This is a genomic window from Gilvimarinus agarilyticus (assembly GCF_000832015.1).
GTDB lineage: Bacteria > Pseudomonadota > Gammaproteobacteria > Pseudomonadales > Cellvibrionaceae > Gilvimarinus > Gilvimarinus agarilyticus.
Map to the genome: position 1 here is coordinate 3,678,132 of NZ_JXCJ01000001.1, position 19,204 is coordinate 3,697,335.

The 19,204-nt window shown below is 55.8% G+C and carries 18 protein-coding genes and 1 tRNA gene; 11 read left to right on the plus strand and 8 right to left on the minus strand.

Annotated elements, in window-relative coordinates:
- Positions 1 to 10 precede the first annotated feature (10 nt).
- Together nadD and SD69_RS15930 are read right to left on the minus strand one after the other, a co-directional pair.
- Entirely contained in the window at positions 11 to 676 is a 666-nt protein-coding gene (gene nadD / locus SD69_RS15925; protein ID WP_052481269.1) for a nicotinate-nucleotide adenylyltransferase, read from the minus strand.
- Between the two features lie 42 nt (positions 677 to 718).
- Positions 719 to 1,984 carry a glutamate-5-semialdehyde dehydrogenase gene (locus SD69_RS15930; RefSeq protein ID WP_041523994.1) on the minus strand — a complete coding sequence of 422 codons (1,266 nt, stop codon included), beginning with the start codon at positions 1,982 to 1,984 and terminating at the stop codon, positions 719 to 721.
- A 287-nt stretch (positions 1,985 to 2,271) separates the two neighbouring features.
- On the opposite strand from SD69_RS15930, the gene SD69_RS15935 reads away from it, so the two are divergent.
- From SD69_RS15935 to SD69_RS15945, 3 genes are read left to right on the plus strand one after another with little or no spacing between them, the layout of a single operon-like run.
- On the plus strand, positions 2,272 to 2,565 hold the full coding sequence (locus tag SD69_RS15935) for a PepSY domain-containing protein (protein ID WP_041523995.1): 294 nt from the start codon (positions 2,272 to 2,274) through the stop codon (positions 2,563 to 2,565).
- Between the two features lie 13 nt (positions 2,566 to 2,578).
- On the plus strand, positions 2,579 to 3,259 hold the full coding sequence (locus SD69_RS15940; RefSeq protein ID WP_041523996.1) for a response regulator transcription factor: 681 nt from the start codon (positions 2,579 to 2,581) through the stop codon (positions 3,257 to 3,259).
- Between the two features lies 1 nt (position 3,260).
- Positions 3,261 to 4,634, plus strand: coding sequence for an ATP-binding protein (locus SD69_RS15945; protein ID WP_041523997.1), 1,374 nt, complete (start codon positions 3,261 to 3,263; stop codon positions 4,632 to 4,634).
- 36 nt (positions 4,635 to 4,670) lie between these two features.
- Here the strand turns inward: SD69_RS15945 and galE are convergent, their stop codons facing one another.
- The 3 genes from galE to SD69_RS15960 form a co-directional block, all read right to left on the minus strand.
- The gene (gene galE, locus SD69_RS15950) at positions 4,671 to 5,702 is read right to left on the minus strand and encodes a UDP-glucose 4-epimerase GalE (protein WP_041523998.1); all 1,032 of its coding nucleotides are present in this window, start codon (positions 5,700 to 5,702) and stop codon (positions 4,671 to 4,673) included.
- A gap of 179 nt (positions 5,703 to 5,881) precedes the next feature.
- On the minus strand, positions 5,882 to 6,562 hold the full coding sequence (locus SD69_RS15955; RefSeq protein ID WP_041523999.1) for a TorF family putative porin: 681 nt from the start codon (positions 6,560 to 6,562) through the stop codon (positions 5,882 to 5,884).
- Between the two features lie 264 nt (positions 6,563 to 6,826).
- Complete coding sequence (locus tag SD69_RS15960; RefSeq protein WP_041524000.1) at positions 6,827 to 7,708, minus strand: DMT family transporter; 882 nt, start codon at positions 7,706 to 7,708, stop codon at positions 6,827 to 6,829.
- Positions 7,709 to 8,070: 362 nt separating this feature from the next.
- On the opposite strand from SD69_RS15960, the gene SD69_RS15965 reads away from it, so the two are divergent.
- Genes SD69_RS15965 through SD69_RS15975 form a run of 3 tightly spaced genes read left to right on the plus strand, consistent with a single transcriptional unit; the run spans position 8,071 to position 11,050 of the window.
- Complete coding sequence (locus tag SD69_RS15965) at positions 8,071 to 9,318, plus strand: multifunctional CCA addition/repair protein (protein WP_041524001.1); 1,248 nt, start codon at positions 8,071 to 8,073, stop codon at positions 9,316 to 9,318.
- A complete protein-coding gene (locus SD69_RS15970) occupies positions 9,315 to 10,055 on the plus strand; it encodes a pteridine reductase (RefSeq protein ID WP_041524002.1) in 741 nt (246 codons plus the stop codon). Before SD69_RS15965 ends, SD69_RS15970 begins: the two co-directional genes overlap by 4 nt.
- A 29-nt stretch (positions 10,056 to 10,084) precedes the next feature.
- Entirely contained in the window at positions 10,085 to 11,050 is a 966-nt protein-coding gene (locus SD69_RS15975) for a magnesium transporter CorA family protein (protein WP_041524003.1), read from the plus strand.
- Between the two features lie 2 nt (positions 11,051 to 11,052).
- On the opposite strand, the gene folK is transcribed toward SD69_RS15975, so the two are convergent.
- Genes folK through tsaD form a run of 3 tightly spaced genes read right to left on the minus strand, consistent with a single transcriptional unit; the run spans position 11,053 to position 13,015 of the window.
- Positions 11,053 to 11,568 carry a 2-amino-4-hydroxy-6-hydroxymethyldihydropteridine diphosphokinase gene (folK, locus tag SD69_RS15980; RefSeq protein ID WP_041524004.1) on the minus strand — a complete coding sequence of 172 codons (516 nt, stop codon included), beginning with the start codon at positions 11,566 to 11,568 and terminating at the stop codon, positions 11,053 to 11,055.
- Complete coding sequence (folB, locus tag SD69_RS15985; protein ID WP_041524005.1) at positions 11,565 to 11,924, minus strand: dihydroneopterin aldolase; 360 nt, start codon at positions 11,922 to 11,924, stop codon at positions 11,565 to 11,567. Before folB ends, folK begins: the two co-directional genes overlap by 4 nt.
- A 50-nt stretch (positions 11,925 to 11,974) precedes the next feature.
- A complete protein-coding gene (gene tsaD, locus SD69_RS15990) occupies positions 11,975 to 13,015 on the minus strand; it encodes a tRNA (adenosine(37)-N6)-threonylcarbamoyltransferase complex transferase subunit TsaD (RefSeq protein ID WP_041524006.1) in 1,041 nt (346 codons plus the stop codon).
- A gap of 221 nt (positions 13,016 to 13,236) precedes the next feature.
- Between tsaD and rpsU the strand changes: the two genes are divergently transcribed.
- The 5 genes from rpsU (at position 13,237) to SD69_RS16015 (ending at position 18,421) form a co-directional block, all read left to right on the plus strand.
- The gene (gene rpsU, locus SD69_RS15995; protein ID WP_041524939.1) at positions 13,237 to 13,452 is read left to right on the plus strand and encodes a 30S ribosomal protein S21; all 216 of its coding nucleotides are present in this window, start codon (positions 13,237 to 13,239) and stop codon (positions 13,450 to 13,452) included.
- Positions 13,453 to 13,517: 65 nt separating this feature from the next.
- Complete coding sequence (locus SD69_RS16000; protein ID WP_041524007.1) at positions 13,518 to 13,970, plus strand: GatB/YqeY domain-containing protein; 453 nt, start codon at positions 13,518 to 13,520, stop codon at positions 13,968 to 13,970.
- 46 nt (positions 13,971 to 14,016) lie between these two features.
- The gene (dnaG, locus tag SD69_RS16005) at positions 14,017 to 16,086 is read left to right on the plus strand and encodes a DNA primase (RefSeq protein WP_041524008.1); all 2,070 of its coding nucleotides are present in this window, start codon (positions 14,017 to 14,019) and stop codon (positions 16,084 to 16,086) included.
- Positions 16,087 to 16,243: 157 nt separating this feature from the next.
- On the plus strand, positions 16,244 to 18,052 hold the full coding sequence (rpoD, locus tag SD69_RS16010; RefSeq protein WP_041524009.1) for an RNA polymerase sigma factor RpoD: 1,809 nt from the start codon (positions 16,244 to 16,246) through the stop codon (positions 18,050 to 18,052).
- 292 nt (positions 18,053 to 18,344) lie between these two features.
- Positions 18,345 to 18,421, plus strand: a tRNA-Ile gene (locus SD69_RS16015).
- The last annotated feature ends 783 nt before the right edge of the window (positions 18,422 to 19,204 follow it).

Sequence of the window (19,204 nt, forward strand, 5' to 3'; positions counted from 1 at the left end):
TTCACAAAACCTAAGAAGAACGCGGGCCAGTTTCGGGCCGCGCTCCGTATAATTGTTGCTCGTTAATAAAGCGCCGTACCGGCTCGGGCAATAAAAAGCGTGTCGACAACCCGGCCGCCGTCAGGGCGCGTATTTCGGTGGCACTGATATCCAGCGCCCGAATATTCAGGTGCACCACGGCACCGGCGGGATGTTCGGCCAGCGCGCTCTTGTCGGCGCCGTGGGCGCGATCAAACTCGGCCAGCTCACCCTGACTCGGCAATGTATAGCCGGGGCGATTAACCACCAGCAGGTGGGCGAAGTTCAGTAGCTCGCGCCAGCGGTGCCACTTGGGCAAACCCAAGTAGGCGTCGAGTCCCATTACCAAAGTCAGCGAGCAACTCTCGCCGCGCTCGGCGCGCAGCTGCATTAACGTATCTACCGAGTACGAGGCGCTACCGCGCACCAGCTCGCGATCGTCCATTTGCAAGCTTGGATTGCCGGCAATACCCAGACTGACCATTTGCGCCCGTCGCGCACTGGCCACCTCGGGATCGGAGCGGTGCGTTGGGATATGGCAGGGGACCAGACGCATCTCGTCAAACCCCAGCTGCTGCACTAAATCCAAAGCCAGACGTAAATGACCGTTATGCACCGGATTAAAAGTGCCGCCAAAAATGGCGATTTTTGGTCTCATACCAGCGCCGCTGTTATCACAAAGCACGACTAACCCGTGTGCTTAATGACGTATTTGGCCATCGCCAAATACGATCCACTTTTGCGAGGTGAGCCCCTCTAAGCCTACCGGGCCACGGGCGTGAATTTTATCGGTCGAGATACCAATCTCGGCACCCAAACCATATTCAAAGCCATCGGCAAAACGGGTCGAGGCGTTAATCATCACCGAGCTCGAATCCACCTCGGTAATAAACCGGCGACCACGGCTGTAGTCTTCTGTGACGATCGACTCAGTATGCTGCGAGCTAAAGCGAGCGATATGATCCATCGCCTCATCCAGTGAGCCAACCACTTTAATAGCCAAAACCGGCGCTAAATACTCGGTGGCCCAATCCTCTTCGCTCGCTGGGTTAGCGGCAATAATGGCGCGGGTTTTTTCACAACCACGCAGTTCAACACCCTCGGCGTTATAGGCATCGGCCAAGCGCGGCAAAATTGCCCCGGCCACAGCAGCGTCCACCAACAGCGTCTCCATGGCGTTACATACCCCATAGCGATGCGTTTTAGCGTTTAGGGCAATGGCAAACGCCTTGTCGAGATCCGCCTTGGCATCGATGTACACGTGACAGATACCGTCTAAATGCTTAATAACCGGCACCGACGCTTCGCGCGAGATGCGCTCGATTAACCCCTTGCCACCACGCGGTACAATTACATCGACAAACTCGGGCATAGTGATCATCTCGCCTACGGCGGCGCGATCGGTGGTTTGCACCACCTGCACACAGGCCTCAGGCAAACCGGCGGCGCGCAAACCGCGAGTGATGCACTCGGCAATAGCGCGGTTGGAGTGAATCGCCTCACTGCCACCACGCAAGATGGCGGCATTACCCGACTTGAGGCACAGGCTGGCGGCATCGATGGTCACGTTGGGGCGCGACTCGTAAATAATACCCACCACACCCAGTGGCACACGCATTTTGCCCACTTGAATGCCGCTGGGACGGTAGCTCATATCGGTGATTTCACCACAGGGGTCGGGCAGCGCCGCGACCTGGCGCAGCCCCTCGATCATGCCATCAATAGTGGCTGGCTTAAGCGCCAAACGATCCAGTAACGCCGCATCCAGCCCGTTGGCCTCGCCCGCCGCGAGATCTTTGGCGTTTTCGGCCGCAAGTGTGTCGCGCGCTGCATCCAGCTCGCGCGCCATGGCCTGCAGCGCTTCGTTTTTAACGCCAGTGCTGGCCGCTGCCAGAGCCCGTGAGGCGGCGCGCGCTTCGCGACCAACCTGAGCCATATACTCTGCTACTGAAACCTTATCCAACATGCCGTAAACCTATCTTTTCAAAATATGCGGGAAAATAGCGGCGATTATACCTGTTTACACCGTGCTTTTGCGGCTTTTGCCACAAAACCGGGCATATTTACACCCATCGCGGTAAGCGGCCGTCTATCACGGTAAAATATTGGCCCTAAAGCGCGTTACTTTCAGCGCGGGTTCAGGCTCAACGCACTAGCCTAAGACCTGCAAACACAGCCTTAACCCGCGCGCTTTCGACTTCTGCCCAAGGCGCAGTACAATGGCAGCTCTACCCACGGCACTGATGACGGATTATGACTCGATTACCTATCACCATAGCGGCCTTTGTCTTTCTGGCCTCGGCCAGCGCCACCGCTCCCGCCAGTGCGGCCTCGCAACCCTACGCCCTGGCAACCGTAACGTCTCAGTGCGCCATTAGTGCCGCAAAAGCCGGCAAAATCGCCAGCAAGCTCTACGGTGGCAAAGTCATTGATGTTAAACAAGTGAACGCCAAGGGGCGCTCCGCGTTTCGGGTAAAGCTGTTACAACCTAACGGACGCATTCACTCAGTGTTGATTGATGCCAACAGCGGCCAGCCCTTAAAGTGATAACGGAGACGACATGCGCTTACTGATTGTCGAAGATGACGCCGCCCTGCGCGACGAGCTAGTACGCCAGCTAAGCGCCGAGGGTTACGCGGTGGATAGCGCCAGCGACGGCCGGGATGGCCTACACATGGCCAGCGAGTACGATTACGACCTAGCCGTGATTGACCTCGGTTTACCCATCATCGACGGCATCAGTCTTATCACCACGCTGCGCGAGCGCGGCCGGCGCCTGCCGGTATTAGTGCTAACGGCGCGCGACAGCTGGCAGGATAAGGTCAAAGGGCTGGAGGCCGGGGCCGATGACTACCTCAGCAAACCGTTTCACCCAGAAGAGTTGCGCGCGCGAGTGCAAGCGCTATTGCGCCGTGCTCACGGCGCCGCCCAAAACCGCCTGAGCTTCGGGCCCGTGGTCATCGACACCGACGCTAAAGCCGTGACCCGGCACGAGCAAGCCATCGAGCTAACCAGTTACGAGTACAACACCCTACTGTATTTAGCGCTAAACGCGGGCAAAACACTGTCTAAAACCGAGCTAACTGAACATTTATACGCGCAAGATTACGACCGTGACAGCAACGTAATTGAGGTATTTATCGGCCGGCTGCGCAAAAAGCTCGACCCCGATGGCAGCCTCACCCCCATCAGTACGCAACGGGGCTTAGGCTACCGTTTTAACTTGCCCCGGAGCGATTAGCGTGGCGCGTGCCACTCTTAAAGCACGACTACTTCTCGGCTCGCTACTGGTACTGCCTGTCGTGCTGATTATTGCTGGCGCCGCCCTCGATCGCGCCTATCGCCACAGTCTGGAGGCCGCCGAGCAAGTACGGCTAGAGCGCTACTTTTATTTGTTGTTTAGCCTGGCCGAACTAACACCCAGCCCGGGCGGCGCGCAACTGCAACTACCCGGCACGCTAATCGAGCCCGACTTAGAACAAACCAACTCGGGCATTGCCGGGTTTGTGTACAACGCCCAAGGAACATTGGTGTGGCGCTCCAACTCCAGCCGGCTACTCAGTAACGCGCCGCGCTTTAGCAATTTTGCGCCCCAGTGGCGGCCCGGCGAGATGCATTTTCGGCGCAGCGAGTTTGATGCAGGGCATTACTTTCTCGCGCAATTTGACACCCTGTGGGAGGACGACCGCGGCAACATTCATCCGTTTCGCTTTGCCTTGCTGCACGATACCGAGAGCTACCAACTCGCCCTAACCACCTACCGCACCCAACTGTGGCAAGGGCTTGGGCTGGTGGGGCTGGCGCTACTGGCCACGCAGATATTGCTCACCGGCTGGGCGCTTGCACCGCTGACACGTTTAGCCCACTCTTTGGGTCTGATGCGCCGAGGCGCCAGCCAAACATTGGTGGGCGATTACCCCCGCGAAATTCAGCAAGTGGTCGACCGCCTAAATCAGGTGCTGGCGCGCGAAACCCAACTTCGGGCCAGGTACCGCAACCGGGTTAACGATTTGGCCCACAGTTTAAAAACCCCGCTGGCGGTACTAAAAGCCACCAGCGACAGGGAAGACTACCAACAACACGTTAATGAACAGGTGGAGCGCATGGAGAAAGTCGTCCGGTATCAACTGCAAAAAGCCGTTAGTGAACACGCCGGCGGGGGCAGCCAAATTCCGCTGCGCCAAACGCTTGAGAGGCTCGCTGAATCGTTAAAGAAAATTTATCGCGACAAAGGCCTGAGCATAAACCTCGATGTACCCGCCGACATTGCGTTTGTCGGCGACGAAGAAGATTTAATGGAGCTGGCAGGCAACCTCCTAGACAACGCCTGTAAATACGGTGATGGCGCAGTCACCGTGACCGCTCACCTAAGTGAGCAATTACTTACTATTCAGGTGGATGACAACGGCCCGGGCATTACCGAAACCTTGCGCAGCAGCTCGATGGAGCGCGGCAAGCGACTCGACACCGCCATGCCCGGCCAGGGCATAGGCCTGGCCGTATGCGCCGATATAGCCTGTAATTACGGCGGCAAACTCACCATCGATCGCTCCCCACTGGGCGGCGCGCGCTTTGAGCTCGCGCTACCCGGTGCAGTGCTAGTCCCAGCAAGTTAATAACTCACCAAAAGCGCTCAACCCCCTGTGATCGCCTTAAACGTAACCGTCGGGGTTTTGGCTTTGCCAGCGCCAGCTGTCTTGCATCATTTGCGCTAAATCCCGCTCGGCCCGCCAATCCAGCGCTTGCCGGGCGTGGGCTGGGTCGGCAAAACACTTGGCAATATCCCCGGGCCGGCGCGGCATCACCTGATACGGTAACGATTTACCACAGGCCTGCTCAAACGCGCGCACCACATCCAGCACCGAATAACCAATACCAGTACCTAGGTTGTAGGCTCTGCAGCCGGGCTCAAGCGGCAGGGATTTTGTCAGCGCCGCCACATGGCCCGCCGCTAAATCCACCACATGAATATAATCGCGCACCCCGGTACCATCCGGTGTCGGGTAATCATCGCCAAACACTTGTAGAAACGGGCGCTTACCTACGGCCACCTGAGCCACGTAGGGCACAAGATTATTGGGAATGCCTGACGGATCCTCCCCCAGGCGCCCGCTGGCATGAGCCCCCACCGGGTTAAAATATCGCAGCAACGAAACATTCCATCGGGAGTCGGGCGCCGCCGCAGCGTCTTCGAGTATCTGCTCAATCATTAACTTACTGCGCCCATAGGGGTTCGTCGCGCTGCGGGGAAACTCCTCATTAATGGGCACGCTCGCCGGATCCCCGTACACCGTAGCCGACGAGCTAAAAATCAAATGCCAAACACCGGCGTCCGCCATCGCCTCACACAGCGTTAACGCGCCGGCGACATTATCACGGTAATAGGTGAGCGGGATCTCGGTGGACTCGCCCACCGCCTTGAGGCCAGCAAAGTGCATCACAGCCTGAATGTCATGTTTACTTAGCACCGAGGCCAGTGCGGCCCGGTCGTTAACGTCCTGCTCGTACACCGCCGGGCGCTCACCCGCCACTTCGGCAATACGATCCACCACCAAAGGCTTACTATTGCAAAAGTTATCGACAATAACCGGCGTAAAACCCGCCTCAATCAGCGCCACACACACGTGACTGCCGATATATCCGGCGCCGCCGGTAACTAAAACCTCTGTTCCGTGTTGGGACATAAACCGCACTCCGTAGCTCAAGCATTGTGGCGGCCATTATCTCACAACCGTCAATTACAGCGACAGAGCGTCAGCGCTTATTATCAGGCACAAAAAAAGGGGCAAACCTAAGTTTGCCCCTACAGCTTCATGCTCGCTGTGATATCTGTTAAGCGGAACAGATTTTTGTGTCTGGCTGCTTAGAACTCAATAGGCAGGCTCAGAGAAACTACAAATTTCGCGTCGTCGTCGTAGCTACCGTCAACGTCATCAACTACTTTACCCAGGGTAAAGCTCAAGTTGTCATTGAAGGCGTAGCCTATATCAACGTGTGACAGATCATCTTCGTGTAAGCCGTAAGTTACGCTGAACTTGTCAAAAGTAGCGCCGACAGTGGCGTACCAGTATTCATCCAGGTCCGCAACACCGTGGTAGTAGGTCACGGCAACCGGACCAAAGCCCACAGAGCCCACAACTTCAGTCAAGTCACCAATGTCTGGTGAGTCATCCAAAATCACCTCGTTACCGAACTGATCTACACCCGCTGCAGTTGCACTTGGGTAGTTGTAGTTCCACACGCTGATGTCGTAGCTAAAGCTGCCCGCTTCACCGCCGTAACCTACGTACAAATCGTACTCGGTTCCCGCAGACGCATCACCAGAAGAAGCCCATACACCGCCGTACAAACCGCCAGTGCTAACGGTTAAGTCACCTGAGATGGCCGCATCACCATAACCCAGATCAAGACCACGCCAGTAGTACATGTTGGCAGCACCCACGGATGCCGACACTTCAGCATTGGCAACCGGTGCAAACGCGCTCAAAGCAAGGGTTGACGCGGCAACGGCACTAGCCAGTACTTTTTTGCTAATCATCTTCATGAAATCTTCCTCTAGTTTCTAATGGCAACTGTTTTTAAGGTAGCTCCCGATTCTGTCGCGGGAGTCCCGTAGCTGTCGATGGCACACCGAACAAGCTTGCCATGCTAATAGCGAAGACCGCGCCAACTTGATTTTTTCTATATAAATCAAACAGGTATAGCATTCCTCCAGAAAACTATCGATCCGCACCGTACACCAAAGCACCAAGACTGCGCACTTTTAAAACCCACACTAAGCGCCAAGCACCAATATGGCGCACAACGCTCAAGGGCGCTTAAGCTGGCGCATAAATGGCAACAAGTCGAGGTACATCATCAGTGCCAATAACACCAACAGCGTCCCGACACAGGCGTCGGGACTGAGGCGCTCACCGGCCAATAAAGCGCCACTGGTTAACGCCAAAATGGGCGTTATTAAGGTGATCAAAGACACCACGGAAGGTGACAAGCGCGATAAAACAAAAAAGAACAGGGTAAACCCCAACAGCGAGCCACACAGCGCCAGATACACAATCGCCGCCATCGCCTGGCCCGAAGGTGTCGGCGCAGGCGTCCCGGCAAAATACCAAAACGCCACCAGCCCCGGCATGGCGAATAGCAGTGACCCCGTGGTTTGATTAAAAGCATCAACACTGGTGCGCTGCGCTTTTAGCATCACGCTACTGGTAGAGAACAACACACAAGAGCCCAGAATACCGGCAATGCCAATGGCCGCGCCGTGATCCAGCGCCAGCTGACTGCGGAAAATCACCCCCAAACCCAACAGCGCCAAGATTAACGCCCACACCCGCTGACGGTTAAAAGGGTTGTCTTTTAAAATAAGCGCCGACAACACGCCCGTCACAAACGGCGACAGCGCAAAAATAACGGCGATTAACCCGGATGGAATAAACTGCGCCGAGTAATACACCAAGGGCATATTGGGGAAGATACCGAGCGAGGCAAACAGATACACCCGCGCCGCTCCCGGCCGATCAAACAAGCGCCGCCCCAGCACCGCATTAATGAGCAAAGCCACCAGCAGCGCCAACAGCATTCGCCACAGCACGGCCACCATAAAATGGCCGGCATCGTTACTCCAGACAATGGCGAGCGGTGTGGTACCCCAAATCAGAACCACAAGAATATAGGCAATCAAAACTGGCATGGCTTTTCCCTCACAGTGATTGTCGCGGCGTCCATCGCAGCGACGTACCGCAACCCACCATGCAGCCCAAACAAAAAAGGCCGCAGTGGAGTGCTGCGGCCTTTAAGAAACTAAGTGTTGTTAATGTAACTCTTTAACGCCCACCTAACTGCCCTACTGCACCGCAATAACACGCCATCGCCACCAGCCAGACTCGGCGCAGCGCTATGCAGACGGGTTTTGCGTTCAGTAGGTGCAACATAAGATTTCGCTCAGTAAATAATGAGGTTAACTTTACCCCTTAAGCCCTAAAGGACACAAGCATTTAACCAAGAAATTGACTACCATGGAGCCATCGATAAAAGCAGAAGGCAACAAACGCAATGCAAGTGTATTTGGTGGGCGGCGCCGTGCGCGACAAGCTGTTGGGCTACCCCTTTCACGAGCGCGACTGGGTAGTGGTAGGCGCCACCCCCGAGGCGATGCTTGAGCAAGGCTTTACCCCAGTGGGCAAAGACTTTCCGGTTTTTTTACACCCACGCAGCAAAGAGGAGTACGCCCTCGCCCGCACCGAGCGCAAAACCGCCCCCGGTTACACCGGCTTTAGTTTTTATGCGAGCCCCGATGTTAGCCTGGAAGACGACCTGATTCGTCGCGACCTCACCATCAACGCCATCGCCGAAGACGAACACGGCACACTGTTCGACCCCTTTAATGGCGCACAGGATATTCGCGACAAAAAATTGCGCCATGTATCCGACGCCTTTAGCGAGGACCCGGTACGTATCCTGCGCACGGCGCGCTTTGCGGCGCGTTATCACCACCTGGGCTTTACCGTGGCCAAAAACACCAACGCCCTGATGAGCGATATGGTCACCAGCGGTGAGGTCGATCATTTGGTCGCCGAGCGCGTCTGGAAGGAAATGTCCCGCGCGCTGGATGAACGGAACCCCGAGGTGTTTTTTCGGGTGCTGCGCGAGTGCGGCGCTCTGGCAAAAGTACTACCCGAGCTTGAACAGTTATTTGGCGTGCCGCAACCGGCCAAACACCACCCCGAAATAGACACCGGGGCGCACACCCTAATGGTGCTGCAACAAGCGGCGCAATTATCGGACGCCACCTGTGTGAGATTTGCGGCACTGGTGCACGATGTAGGCAAAGGCGTCACGGACCCCGAGCAATGGCCCCGACATATTAACCACGAGCAACTGGGTGTACCGTTAATCAAAGCCCTGTGCAAACGCCTGGCTGTGCCCAACGACTGCCGCGATCTGGCACTGCTGGCGGCGCAGTTTCACACCCACGTACACCGCGCCTTTGAACTTCGCCCCAACACCATCTTAAAACTGATCAAACAAACCGATGCGTTGCGCCGCCCCGAGCGCTTTACCCAACTGTTATTAGTCTGCGAGGCAGACTCTCGCGGACGCACCGGCTTCGAGAGCCGCCCCTACCCACAGCCGCCGTATTTACTGCGCGCCCTAGCGTTATGCCAGGCGGTTGACGTGAAAGCGCTCGTCGAGCGTGGCTTGCAAGGCGCCGAGTTGGGCGCCGCAATTGACGCGGCCCGCTTAGAACAATTAGAAACGCTGAAACAACAAACCAACAACGACGAGGAGCACCAGGCATGACCGCCCCCGTAGTATTAATTACCGGCGGCGCCCGTCGCATTGGTGCCGCCACCGCGCGTCACCTACATAAGCTAGGCTGGCGAGTGATCGTGCACTACCGCGCATCCAGCACCGAAGCCGAGCGCCTGGTCGCCGAACTAAACCAGCAGCGCAACGAGTCGGCCCTGGCCCTCGCCGCCGATTTAACCTCGCTAACCGACGTAGAAACACTGGCTCGAACCGCATCACGCCACTGGCAACGTCTTGATGCCCTAGTCAATAACGCCTCCAGTTTTTATCCCACGCCTGTGGGCTCAGTCACCGAGCAACAGTGGGACGATTTAATCGGCAGTAACCTCAAGGCGCCTTTTTTTCTCGCACAACAACTCGCCGGTGTACTGGCCAAATCCTCGGGTGCAATTATTAATATTGCCGACATTCACGCCGAGCGCCCCCTCAGCCAACATACCGTGTACTGCATTGCCAAAGCCGGCAATGTGATGCTGACAAAATCCCTTGCCCGCGAGCTCGCCCCCGAGGTGCGAGTCAATGGCATTGCCCCAGGAGCCATTATGTGGCCGGAAGATGCTGCTGAATTAACGCCACCGGCCAAGGCCGCTATTGTCGATAAAATTGCCCTTAAACGCACTGGCGTTGCCGACGATATAGCCCGCACCATTGAATTTTTACTGCTGCACGCGCCCTACGTGACCGGCCAGATTCTGGCGGTCGATGGCGGCCGGACACTCAGCAATTAACGCTTACGATTAAGGCTAAGGAATTTCCTATGATCAAAACACTGTTGCTAACAGCCGATGGGCAAATACACCGTGGTGGCGTCGAACAAATTGACCTGTGGCGCCAAGACAGTAGCGGGTACCTCTGGATCGATATCGAAAGCGAAAATATTGAGCATGAAAAAGAGCTGCTACTGGCGCAAGGTTGCCACCCGCTCGCAGTGGAGGACGCGCAGCGTAAACGCCACCCCCCCAAAACAGAAACCTTTGATAACCAAGTGTTGATTCTGTACCGCGGTATTACAGACTACGATGAGGACCTAAGCGTCAGCCAGGTGCCCATCGCACTATTTGCCGAAGAGCGCTGTTTGATTAGCGTCCATCAAGGCCGCTCCATCAGTATCGAAAAAAGCTGGAGCAGCCCCGACGTAGAGATGTTGCGCCAACCCGCACTGCAAGCCATTCGCATCATGCATTACTCCGTGGGACGTTATTTAGAGGCCGTACTAACCTTTGAGGCGCGCATCAACGATCTGGAAGACATGATGCAAGAGCGCCCTAACGACGAGTTAATGCGTACCCTAATTGCGTTTAAATCCAAGCTGCGCAAACTCAAACGCACATTTAATTACCACGAGCGGGTCGCCAATAATTTGCTGCACGAAACCCCCGAGATCATCGCGCAGCAATCACCCGACATAGGTCACGCCTTGCAAGATTTATTTGATCGCTGCGAACGGGTAAACAGCCTGGCCAGCATGTACTACGAAATTTGCGGCGATTTAATTGAGGGGTATTTGTCGCTAGCGTCGCACACGCTGAACAACACCATGCGCGTGCTGACAGTCATCACGGCAATTTTCGTCCCTCTGACATTTGTCGCTGGAATTTACGGGATGAACTTTGACTACATACCCGAGCTGCACTATCGCTACGGCTATTTTATCGCCATGGGGTTAATGGCGACGATGGGGGTGGCACTGCTGATTCTGTTTAGAAGGTTGCGCTGGCTATAAGGTTAATAACTGGCGGGCAGCGCCATATCGCGCCAGATAAAATCAATCGGCCACAAATGCTGGCGGGATTTATCGTAATCCTGCCACAGCTCGGCAAAGGTTTTCCTCAAGGTTGGGTGACTTAATTGCGGCACCAACTCGGCCAACGGCTGCAACACAAAAGCATTTTTGGTGATTTCGTCACGCGGCAATTCAGCGCCGGCCTCAACCCCAACAAAGTCACCGTACAACAAAATATCGATATCCAGAGTCCGAGGGCTAAACTTAGGGCCCTCGCGATTGCGCTCGTTGTCATCTTCTATTTGCTTTAACCGTGCCGACAATTCGGCAATGTCCAGCGCACTGTGGACACCCACCACTAAATTTAAAAAATGGCTGCCCTCAAAACCGACCGATTCACTCTCGTACACAGTGGAGATATCCAGCTCGCCAAACTCGTCGGCCAGCGCATCCAGCGCAGCACTAATATGGCGGTAACGATCGATATTACTGCCAAGGCTTAAATAGACGGGGGTCATACCGGCTTGTCTCCACGCTCGATAATCAGCCCAACATCGCGCGCACCCCGTAAAGCGCCCGGCTTGCTTAAGCGCAGGCGCAGCCACGGCACGTTAAACTCATCGCGCACAAGCGCGGCAATCTCTTCGGCCAGCGACTCTACCAGCAGCGCATCGCGCGCCTCAACGTAGGCAATAATGCGCTTGGATACCGCCTTATAATTTAATGCGTATTCAATATCGTCAGTCTCGGCGGCGCGGCGAATATCGCTGGCCATCTCGATATCCAGGCTGACGGTTTGACGAACCTGCCGCTCCCAGTCGTAAATACCAATAATGGTGTTGATCTCAAGGTCGCGAATATAAACAATATCCATCAGTGTCTCTTTATGATTGTTTGTCTTTGATACCTGTTTAGCTCGACCGGCTAAGGCTGAGCATCAAGCGCGGGCAAGGTATCCAGCGGCCAACGCGGGCGCACATTCACGGCCAGCGACTCACTTTGCCCGGCGGCCAATCGTTGCGCGCCAGCGTAGGCGATCATGGCACCATTGTCGGTACAAAATTCATGGCGTGCGTAAAACACCTCGGCACCTATCTTACCCAAGGCGCTTTCCAGCTCGGCGCGCAAACGGGTGTTGGCCGATACCCCGCCGGCGATAATCAAACGCTTTAGCCCAGTGGCCTCCAGTGCACGGCGGCACTTAATAACCAAAGTCGACACCACCGCTTCCTCAAAAGCGCGAGCAATATCCGCCGATGTTTGCTCGTCGGGCAAGCCATCGGCCTCGGCGTGCTCGGCCACGGTGTTTAAGGTGTAGGTTTTAAGGCCAGAAAAGCTAAAGTCCAAACCGGGCCGATCGACCATCGGGCGCGGAAAGGTAAAACGGCCCGGCGTGCCACGCTCGGCTAAGCGGGCAATATGGGGCCCGCCCGGATAATCCAAATCGAGCATTTTGGCGGCTTTATCAAACGCCTCGCCGGCGGCGTCGTCCAACGATTCCCCCAACAGCTGGTAGCGCCCAATACCTTCAACTTTAACAAGCTGAGTATGGCCGCCAGACACCAACAGCGCCACGAAAGGAAACTCCGGCGGGGTGTCTTCCAACATGGGCGCCAGCAGGTGCCCTTCCATGTGATGCACGCCAACAGCCGGAACATCCCAGGCAAAGGCCAGCGCGCGGCCAACACTGGCCCCCACCATCAGCGCGCCCACCAGGCCCGGCCCAGCGGTGTAAGCGATACCGTCGATATCTGCAGCGCTGCAATGGGCCTCGCTAAGCACCTCGCGAATCAGAGGCAGAATTTTGCGCACGTGATCGCGAGAGGCAAGCTCAGGTACCACGCCGCCGTATTCGGCGTGCACGGCAACCTGAGAATATAGCGCATGGGCCAGCAGGCCGCGCTCGGTGTGGTAGACGGCCAATCCCGTCTCATCGCAGGAGGTTTCAATCCCCAATACCAACATGGGTTTACTCACGATACTGTCTCAAACTCAGGGGCAAATTTTGCCGCTATCATATAGCCCAGAGGCGATGGGGGCCAGCAACCGGCGTAAATACTCAATTATTTACCTAAAAAACCCGCTTTGGGTGCTTGCAGGCGTAGGGATAAGTGGTTAGAATCTGCGCCCCTTAGAACTTGAGTCATTTTAAGGCCACGAGCCTTTTATTAACCAAAGGTAAAAGCATGCCTTCAGTAAAGATTAAAGAAAACGAGCCGTTTGACGTCGCTCTGCGTCGCTTCAAGCGTTCTTGCGAAAAAGCAGGTGTTTTGGCAGAAGTTCGCAGCCGCGAGTTCTACGAGAAGCCCACCGCTGTTCGCAAGCGCAACATGGCCGCCGCTGTAAAGCGTCACGCCAAAAAAGTACAGCGCGAATCACGCAAGTTTCAGCGCCTGTATTAATGGCGCCTGTTGCCTAACCCGCGGTTGGGCAACAGCTAGCTCTCACTGAAAGATAGGGTCGCTTTATGGCAGCTTCTGCAATGAAAACCCACATCAATGACGAGCTTAAAACCGCCATGCGCGCCAAAGATAAGGCGCGCGTGGCGGTTTTGCGTCTGGTGATGGCCGAATTTAAACGTATCGAGGTCGATGAACGCATCGAACTTGACGACGCCCGTGTGCTTGTCGTTTTAGACAAGATGCTCAAGCAGCGCCGTGACTCCATCGAGCAATACGACAACGCCGGCCGCGCCGAACTAGCCGACCAAGAACGTGCCGAAAGCGCCATCATCCAGGAGTTTTTGCCACAACCTCTTAGCGACGCTGAGCTGGACGAGATTGTCGATAAAGCCATCGCACAATCTGGCGCCAACGAAATGCGCGACATGGGCAAGGTGATGGGCCTAATCAAACCACAGGTACAAGGTCGCGCCGACATGGCCGACGTTAGCCGCCGCATCAAGGCGAGCCTGGGCTAGCCATTAACTCTATGCCGCCTGCCGGCTAAGCGGTTAGAATCACTCCATGAGCCGCATCCCCCAGTCTTTTATTGATGAACTGCTAGACCGCGTCGATATCGTCGAGGTGGTGGATCATCGCGTCAAACTAAAAAAGACCGGCAAAAACTACAGCGCCTGCTGCCCCTTTCACGACGAAAAGACCCCCTCGTTTACCGTTAGCCCTGACAAACAATTTTTTTACTGTTTTGGCTGCGGCGCTAGCGGTAATGCCGTAGGCTTTTTGATGGACTACGAGCGCACCGGCTTTCCCGAGGCCGTTGAGCAGCTGGCCCACCTGTGCGGCATGGAAGTGCCCCGCGAAGAGCAAAAACCCGAAAGCTCTCGCCAGGAGCGCCTGCGCAAACGCCTGTATCAGCTACTGGAAAAATCCAACGATTTTTATCAAGAGCAATTGCGCCATCACCCGGGTAAAGCCAAAGCCATCGAATACCTTAAAGGCCGCGGCCTGGATGGCCACATTGCACGCGATTACGGCATCGGCTATGCCCCACCCGGCTGGGACAACCTGCTTAAAACCCTCGGCACCAATGGCGAAGACCGCGACGGCTCACTGAAAGCCGGCATGCTAATTCAGCCTGAAGACTCCGAGCGCCTGTACGATCGGTTTCGCTACCGCATTATGTTCCCCATTCGCGACACGCGCGGACGGGTAATTGGTTTTGGCGGCAGAGTACTGGATGACAGCAAACCCAAGTACCTCAACTCCCCCGAGACCCCGGTGTTTCACAAAGGGCGGGAGCTGTACGGGCTGCACGAGGCGCGCCACGCCTACCGCAACCTGCCCCGCCTACTGGTGGTCGAGGGCTATATGGACGTGGTGGCCCTGGCGCAATTTGGCATCCGCTACGGCGTTGCCACGCTGGGCACCGCCTGTGGCGAGGAGCACTTAGAGCGCGCATTTCGCTACACCAGCGAAGTCGTATTTTGCTTTGACGGCGACAGCGCCGGGCGGCGCGCCGCCACTCGGGCACTGGAGTCATCACTGCCCGCCATGACCGATGGCCGCCAGGTAAAGTTTCTGTTTTTGCCCGAGGGCGAAGACCCGGATACTCTGGTGCGGCAAATTGGCCCAGAGAAATTTGAAAACCTTATCGACATGGCGGTACCGCTGGAGGATTACCTGTTTGATGCTGCCGCCGAAGGCATCAACATTCGCACCATGGAAGGCCGCGCTCACTTGAGCAAACGCGCCGCCCCACTGCTGGCACAACTACCTAAAGGCGTCTTTCGCGAGTTGATGTTTGAAGCGCTCGCCACCCGCACCGGGCTTAATCGCGCCACACTCGAAGAGCTGGTCGACACCCCTGAGCCACTGCCATCGCAACAAGCCCCGGCGCCACAACCAGAACAGCGCGAGCGTCAAGCCGCCCCGAGTGAGCGGCCACCGCAAAAGCGCGAGCCCGTAATCACTGAAGATTACGGCGACTTAACCGAACCGGCGGAAAACTACGAGCCCTGGTCGCCCGACGATTACGCCGACTTTGAAGCTATGCCTGAGCAGGCCTATGACGCGCCACCACCAGATGATTACGCATCGCCCTCCTCCGAACAAGAGGGTACCGATGCGGGCCGCGAGCTCGCCACCGGTCGCGCCAGCCAGTATCTGATGCCACCGCACAAAAAGGCCATCGCCCTGCTGCTGGCGCACCCGGAGCTGGCCGCCGAAGCCCCCGACCATGAGCAGTGGCTTGAGCAAAACAATGGCGAGCTGCGCCAACTGGGCCGACTCTTAAAGCTTTTGCACGAGCGCAGCCATTATCAGCTGTCACATATTTTAGGCCACTGGCGTGCTAACTACGGGCCGGACGACACCGAAAAGCTCGCCGCCATCGCCGGCCACGACATGCTGCGCGCCGCGGCGCACCTAAGCCAACCCAAGGACCCTCGCAGCGAGGTACTCGCCTACGACCTGAGCTCTGCCTTTGCCCACAGCCTGGACAAAGCCCGCACTCAACTGCAGGCAGCCAGCCGCAACCGGGCACTTGCCAAGCTGCGCAGCAGCGATGCCCACACCCTAAGCCGCGCCGAAAAAGAAGCCCTGTACGCCGAGGCTTTGGGGCAAAAACCGCACTAACTGAAACCCGCGACTCAGCAGCCCCACAAAAACAGGCAAACACCGCAAATCAACGTATTTAGTGGCACTTATTTACCGATTTCCTAGTATCCAACGGGCGCTTTACGTTATAATCCCGCGCTTGCTTTTTTAACCGCTACGTTTTACAGGGTCCCTAATGGCTGACGACGCTAAACAGCAACAGTCTCGAATCAAAGAGCTTATCGCCCGAGGCAAGGAGCAAGGTTACTTAACCTACTCCGAGGTGAACGACCACCTGCCAGAGGACATCTCCGATCCGGATCAGGTCGAAGACATCATCCAAATGATCAATGACATGGGTATTCGGGTTTTTGAACAAGCCCCAAACGCCGATGATTTGTTGATGGCTGATGGCGACTCCTCGGCCGATGAAATCGCCGCTGCCGAAGCCGCTGCCGCACTGGCCGCCGTGGAGACCGAAGCCGGTCGCACCACCGACCCTGTGCGCATGTACATGCGCGAAATGGGCACCGTGGAGCTGCTAACCCGCGAGGGCGAAATCGCCATTGCCAAGCGCATCGAAGAAGGTGTGCGCGAGCTGATGCACGCCATCGCTTACTGGCCCGGCTCGGTGCAAACCGTCATTAGCGAATACGAGCTGGTCGAAAAAGAAGAGCGCCGCCTGGCCGACGTCATCATCGGCTGGCTAGACCCCTCAGACGAGATCCCTACCGCTGGCGCACCTGCTGCCGCCAAAGATAGCGACGACGATGACGAGGAAGAATCCACCTCCGGTGTCGACCCCGAAGAAGCCAAAGAGCGCTTTGGCGCCCTGAAAAAGCAACTGGCTAAAGCCAACAAAGTCATCGAGAAAAACGGCCGCGATAGCAAACAGGCCGAAAAAGAGCTCGATGCGTTAGGCGAGATCTTTAAGTTCTTCAAGTTGCCACCACGCCAGTTTGATCCGGTTTACGTTAGCGTGCGCGACATTCTCGATCGCGCCCGTCGCGAAGAGCGCGCCATCATGGAGCTGTGCATTCGCCGCGCAAAAATGCCGCGTAAAACCTTTATTAAAGAATTTCCCGGCAACGAGTCTAACGACGAATGGATCGGTGAAATCATTGCTAAAAAGCGCGACTACTCGGAAGCGTTAAAAGTTTACGAGCCAGAAATCGCTCGCGCCCAGCGCAAACTGCAACAAATTGAAGAAGAAAGTGGCCTGCCACTTGCCACTATTAAAGAAATTAACCGTCGCATGTCGATCGGTGAAGCGCGCGCTCGTCGCGCCAAAAAAGAAATGGTCGAGGCCAACCTGCGCTTGGTTATCTCGATTGCGAAAAAGTACACCAACCGCGGCCTGCAGTTTTTGGATCTGATCCAAGAGGGCAACATCGGCCTGATGAAAGCCGTAGATAAGTTCGAATACCGTCGCGGCTACAAGTTCTCGACCTACGCCACCTGGTGGATTCGTCAGGCCATTACCCGCTCTATTGCGGATCAGGCTCGCACTATCCGTATTCCGGTGCACATGATCGAGACTATCAACAAACTCAACCGTGTATCGCGTCAAATGCTGCAGGAGATGGGCCGCGAGCCCACCCCAGAGGAGCTGGGCGAGCGCATGGAAATGCCAGAAGATAAAGTTCGCAAGGTGCTTAAAATCGCCAAAGAACCTATCTCTATGGAGACGCCAATCGGCGACGACGAAGATTCGCACCTGGGAGACTTTATTGAAGACAGCACCATCGTCTCACCGGTAGAGTCCGCCACCAGCGTCGGCCTGACCGAGTCAACCCGCGAAGTACTCTCGGGCCTCACCGCCCGCGAAGCAAAAGTACTGCGCATGCGCTTTGGTATCGACATGAACACCGACCACACCCTTGAGGAAGTGGGCAAACAGTTCGACGTTACCCGCGAGCGTATTCGCCAGATCGAAGCCAAGGCGCTGCGTAAACTACGCCATCCTTCGCGCTCCGATCACCTCCGTAGCTTCCTCGACGAATAAGGGATTTACAAGAACTTGGGGGCGGCTATAATGCCGCTCCATAACGGTGAACGGTTTATTATTCACTGCGAAAAAAGAACATTACTACTGAACGCAGTAGATAAGACAAATTGAAAAGTTAAACGCAGGGCTTTTTCGCTGTAGCTAGGAGCCGCGCAGACGAAAGAGGGAGCATACATTAAGTATGTGACCGAGTGAGGTGGCCGTTTAAAGCTCCAGGCAAAAACGGCATTTCCGCCATCCCTGGCGGTCAAGCACGCGTCAATGCTACAGCGGAAAAGAACAAGTTTAAGGGCCTTTAGCTCAGTTGGTTAGAGCATCCGACTCATAATCGGCAGGTCCCCAGTTCAAGTCTGGGAAGGCCCACCATCCAACAAAAAGCCGCTACCTTCTCGGGTAGCGGCTTTTTTATTGACCTTCAGCTCAGTTGGTTAGAGCATCCGACTCACCTTCTCATATAAGTCGGGGCAGCTCCCCAGTTCAAGTCTGGGAAGGCCCACCATCCAACAAAAAGCCGCTATCTTCTTAGGTAGCGGCTTTTTTATTGGCCTTCAGCTCAGTTGGTTAGAGCATCCGACTCACCTTCTCATATAAGTCGGGGCAGGTCCCCAGTTCAAGTCTGGGAAGGCCCACCATCCAACAGAAAGCCGCTACCTTCTCGTGTGCGGGGTACCATAGTTTGGCCAAAATGGCCAAACTATGGTCACCTAGTATACCTGAAGTGGCCGCTTTTTAGCCTCTCCCCCCTGCCGGTACTAGCAGAGGAATGGGGGATCAACTCTAGATTACTCTCCACATCAAGCGACCTCCCACTGTAGCCCCCCCTCTCCTTAGACACCTTATTCGTGATATGCTTTGGCGCATAATCTTTTAATGTAGGGCTGTCTGCTAACGACATCTAACAGCGCTAAATATGATGGTCGAGTCGAGATTACTCTCAGGCGATACCCGCACCTTGCAACACATCAACATTTCGCCCAGCAGCAAGACCAAGGAGTGGCCAGATGGCATCTGAAGCAGATTTCCGCACAAATTATATTGCCCCTGCCGTACGGGAAGCAGTCTGGGCACCAAATATTACCTGTCGGAAGGATTGCGCCTCTGACGGCAAAAACGTAGTAGGTGGCGCACCTGAATGCCACCTAAATCATA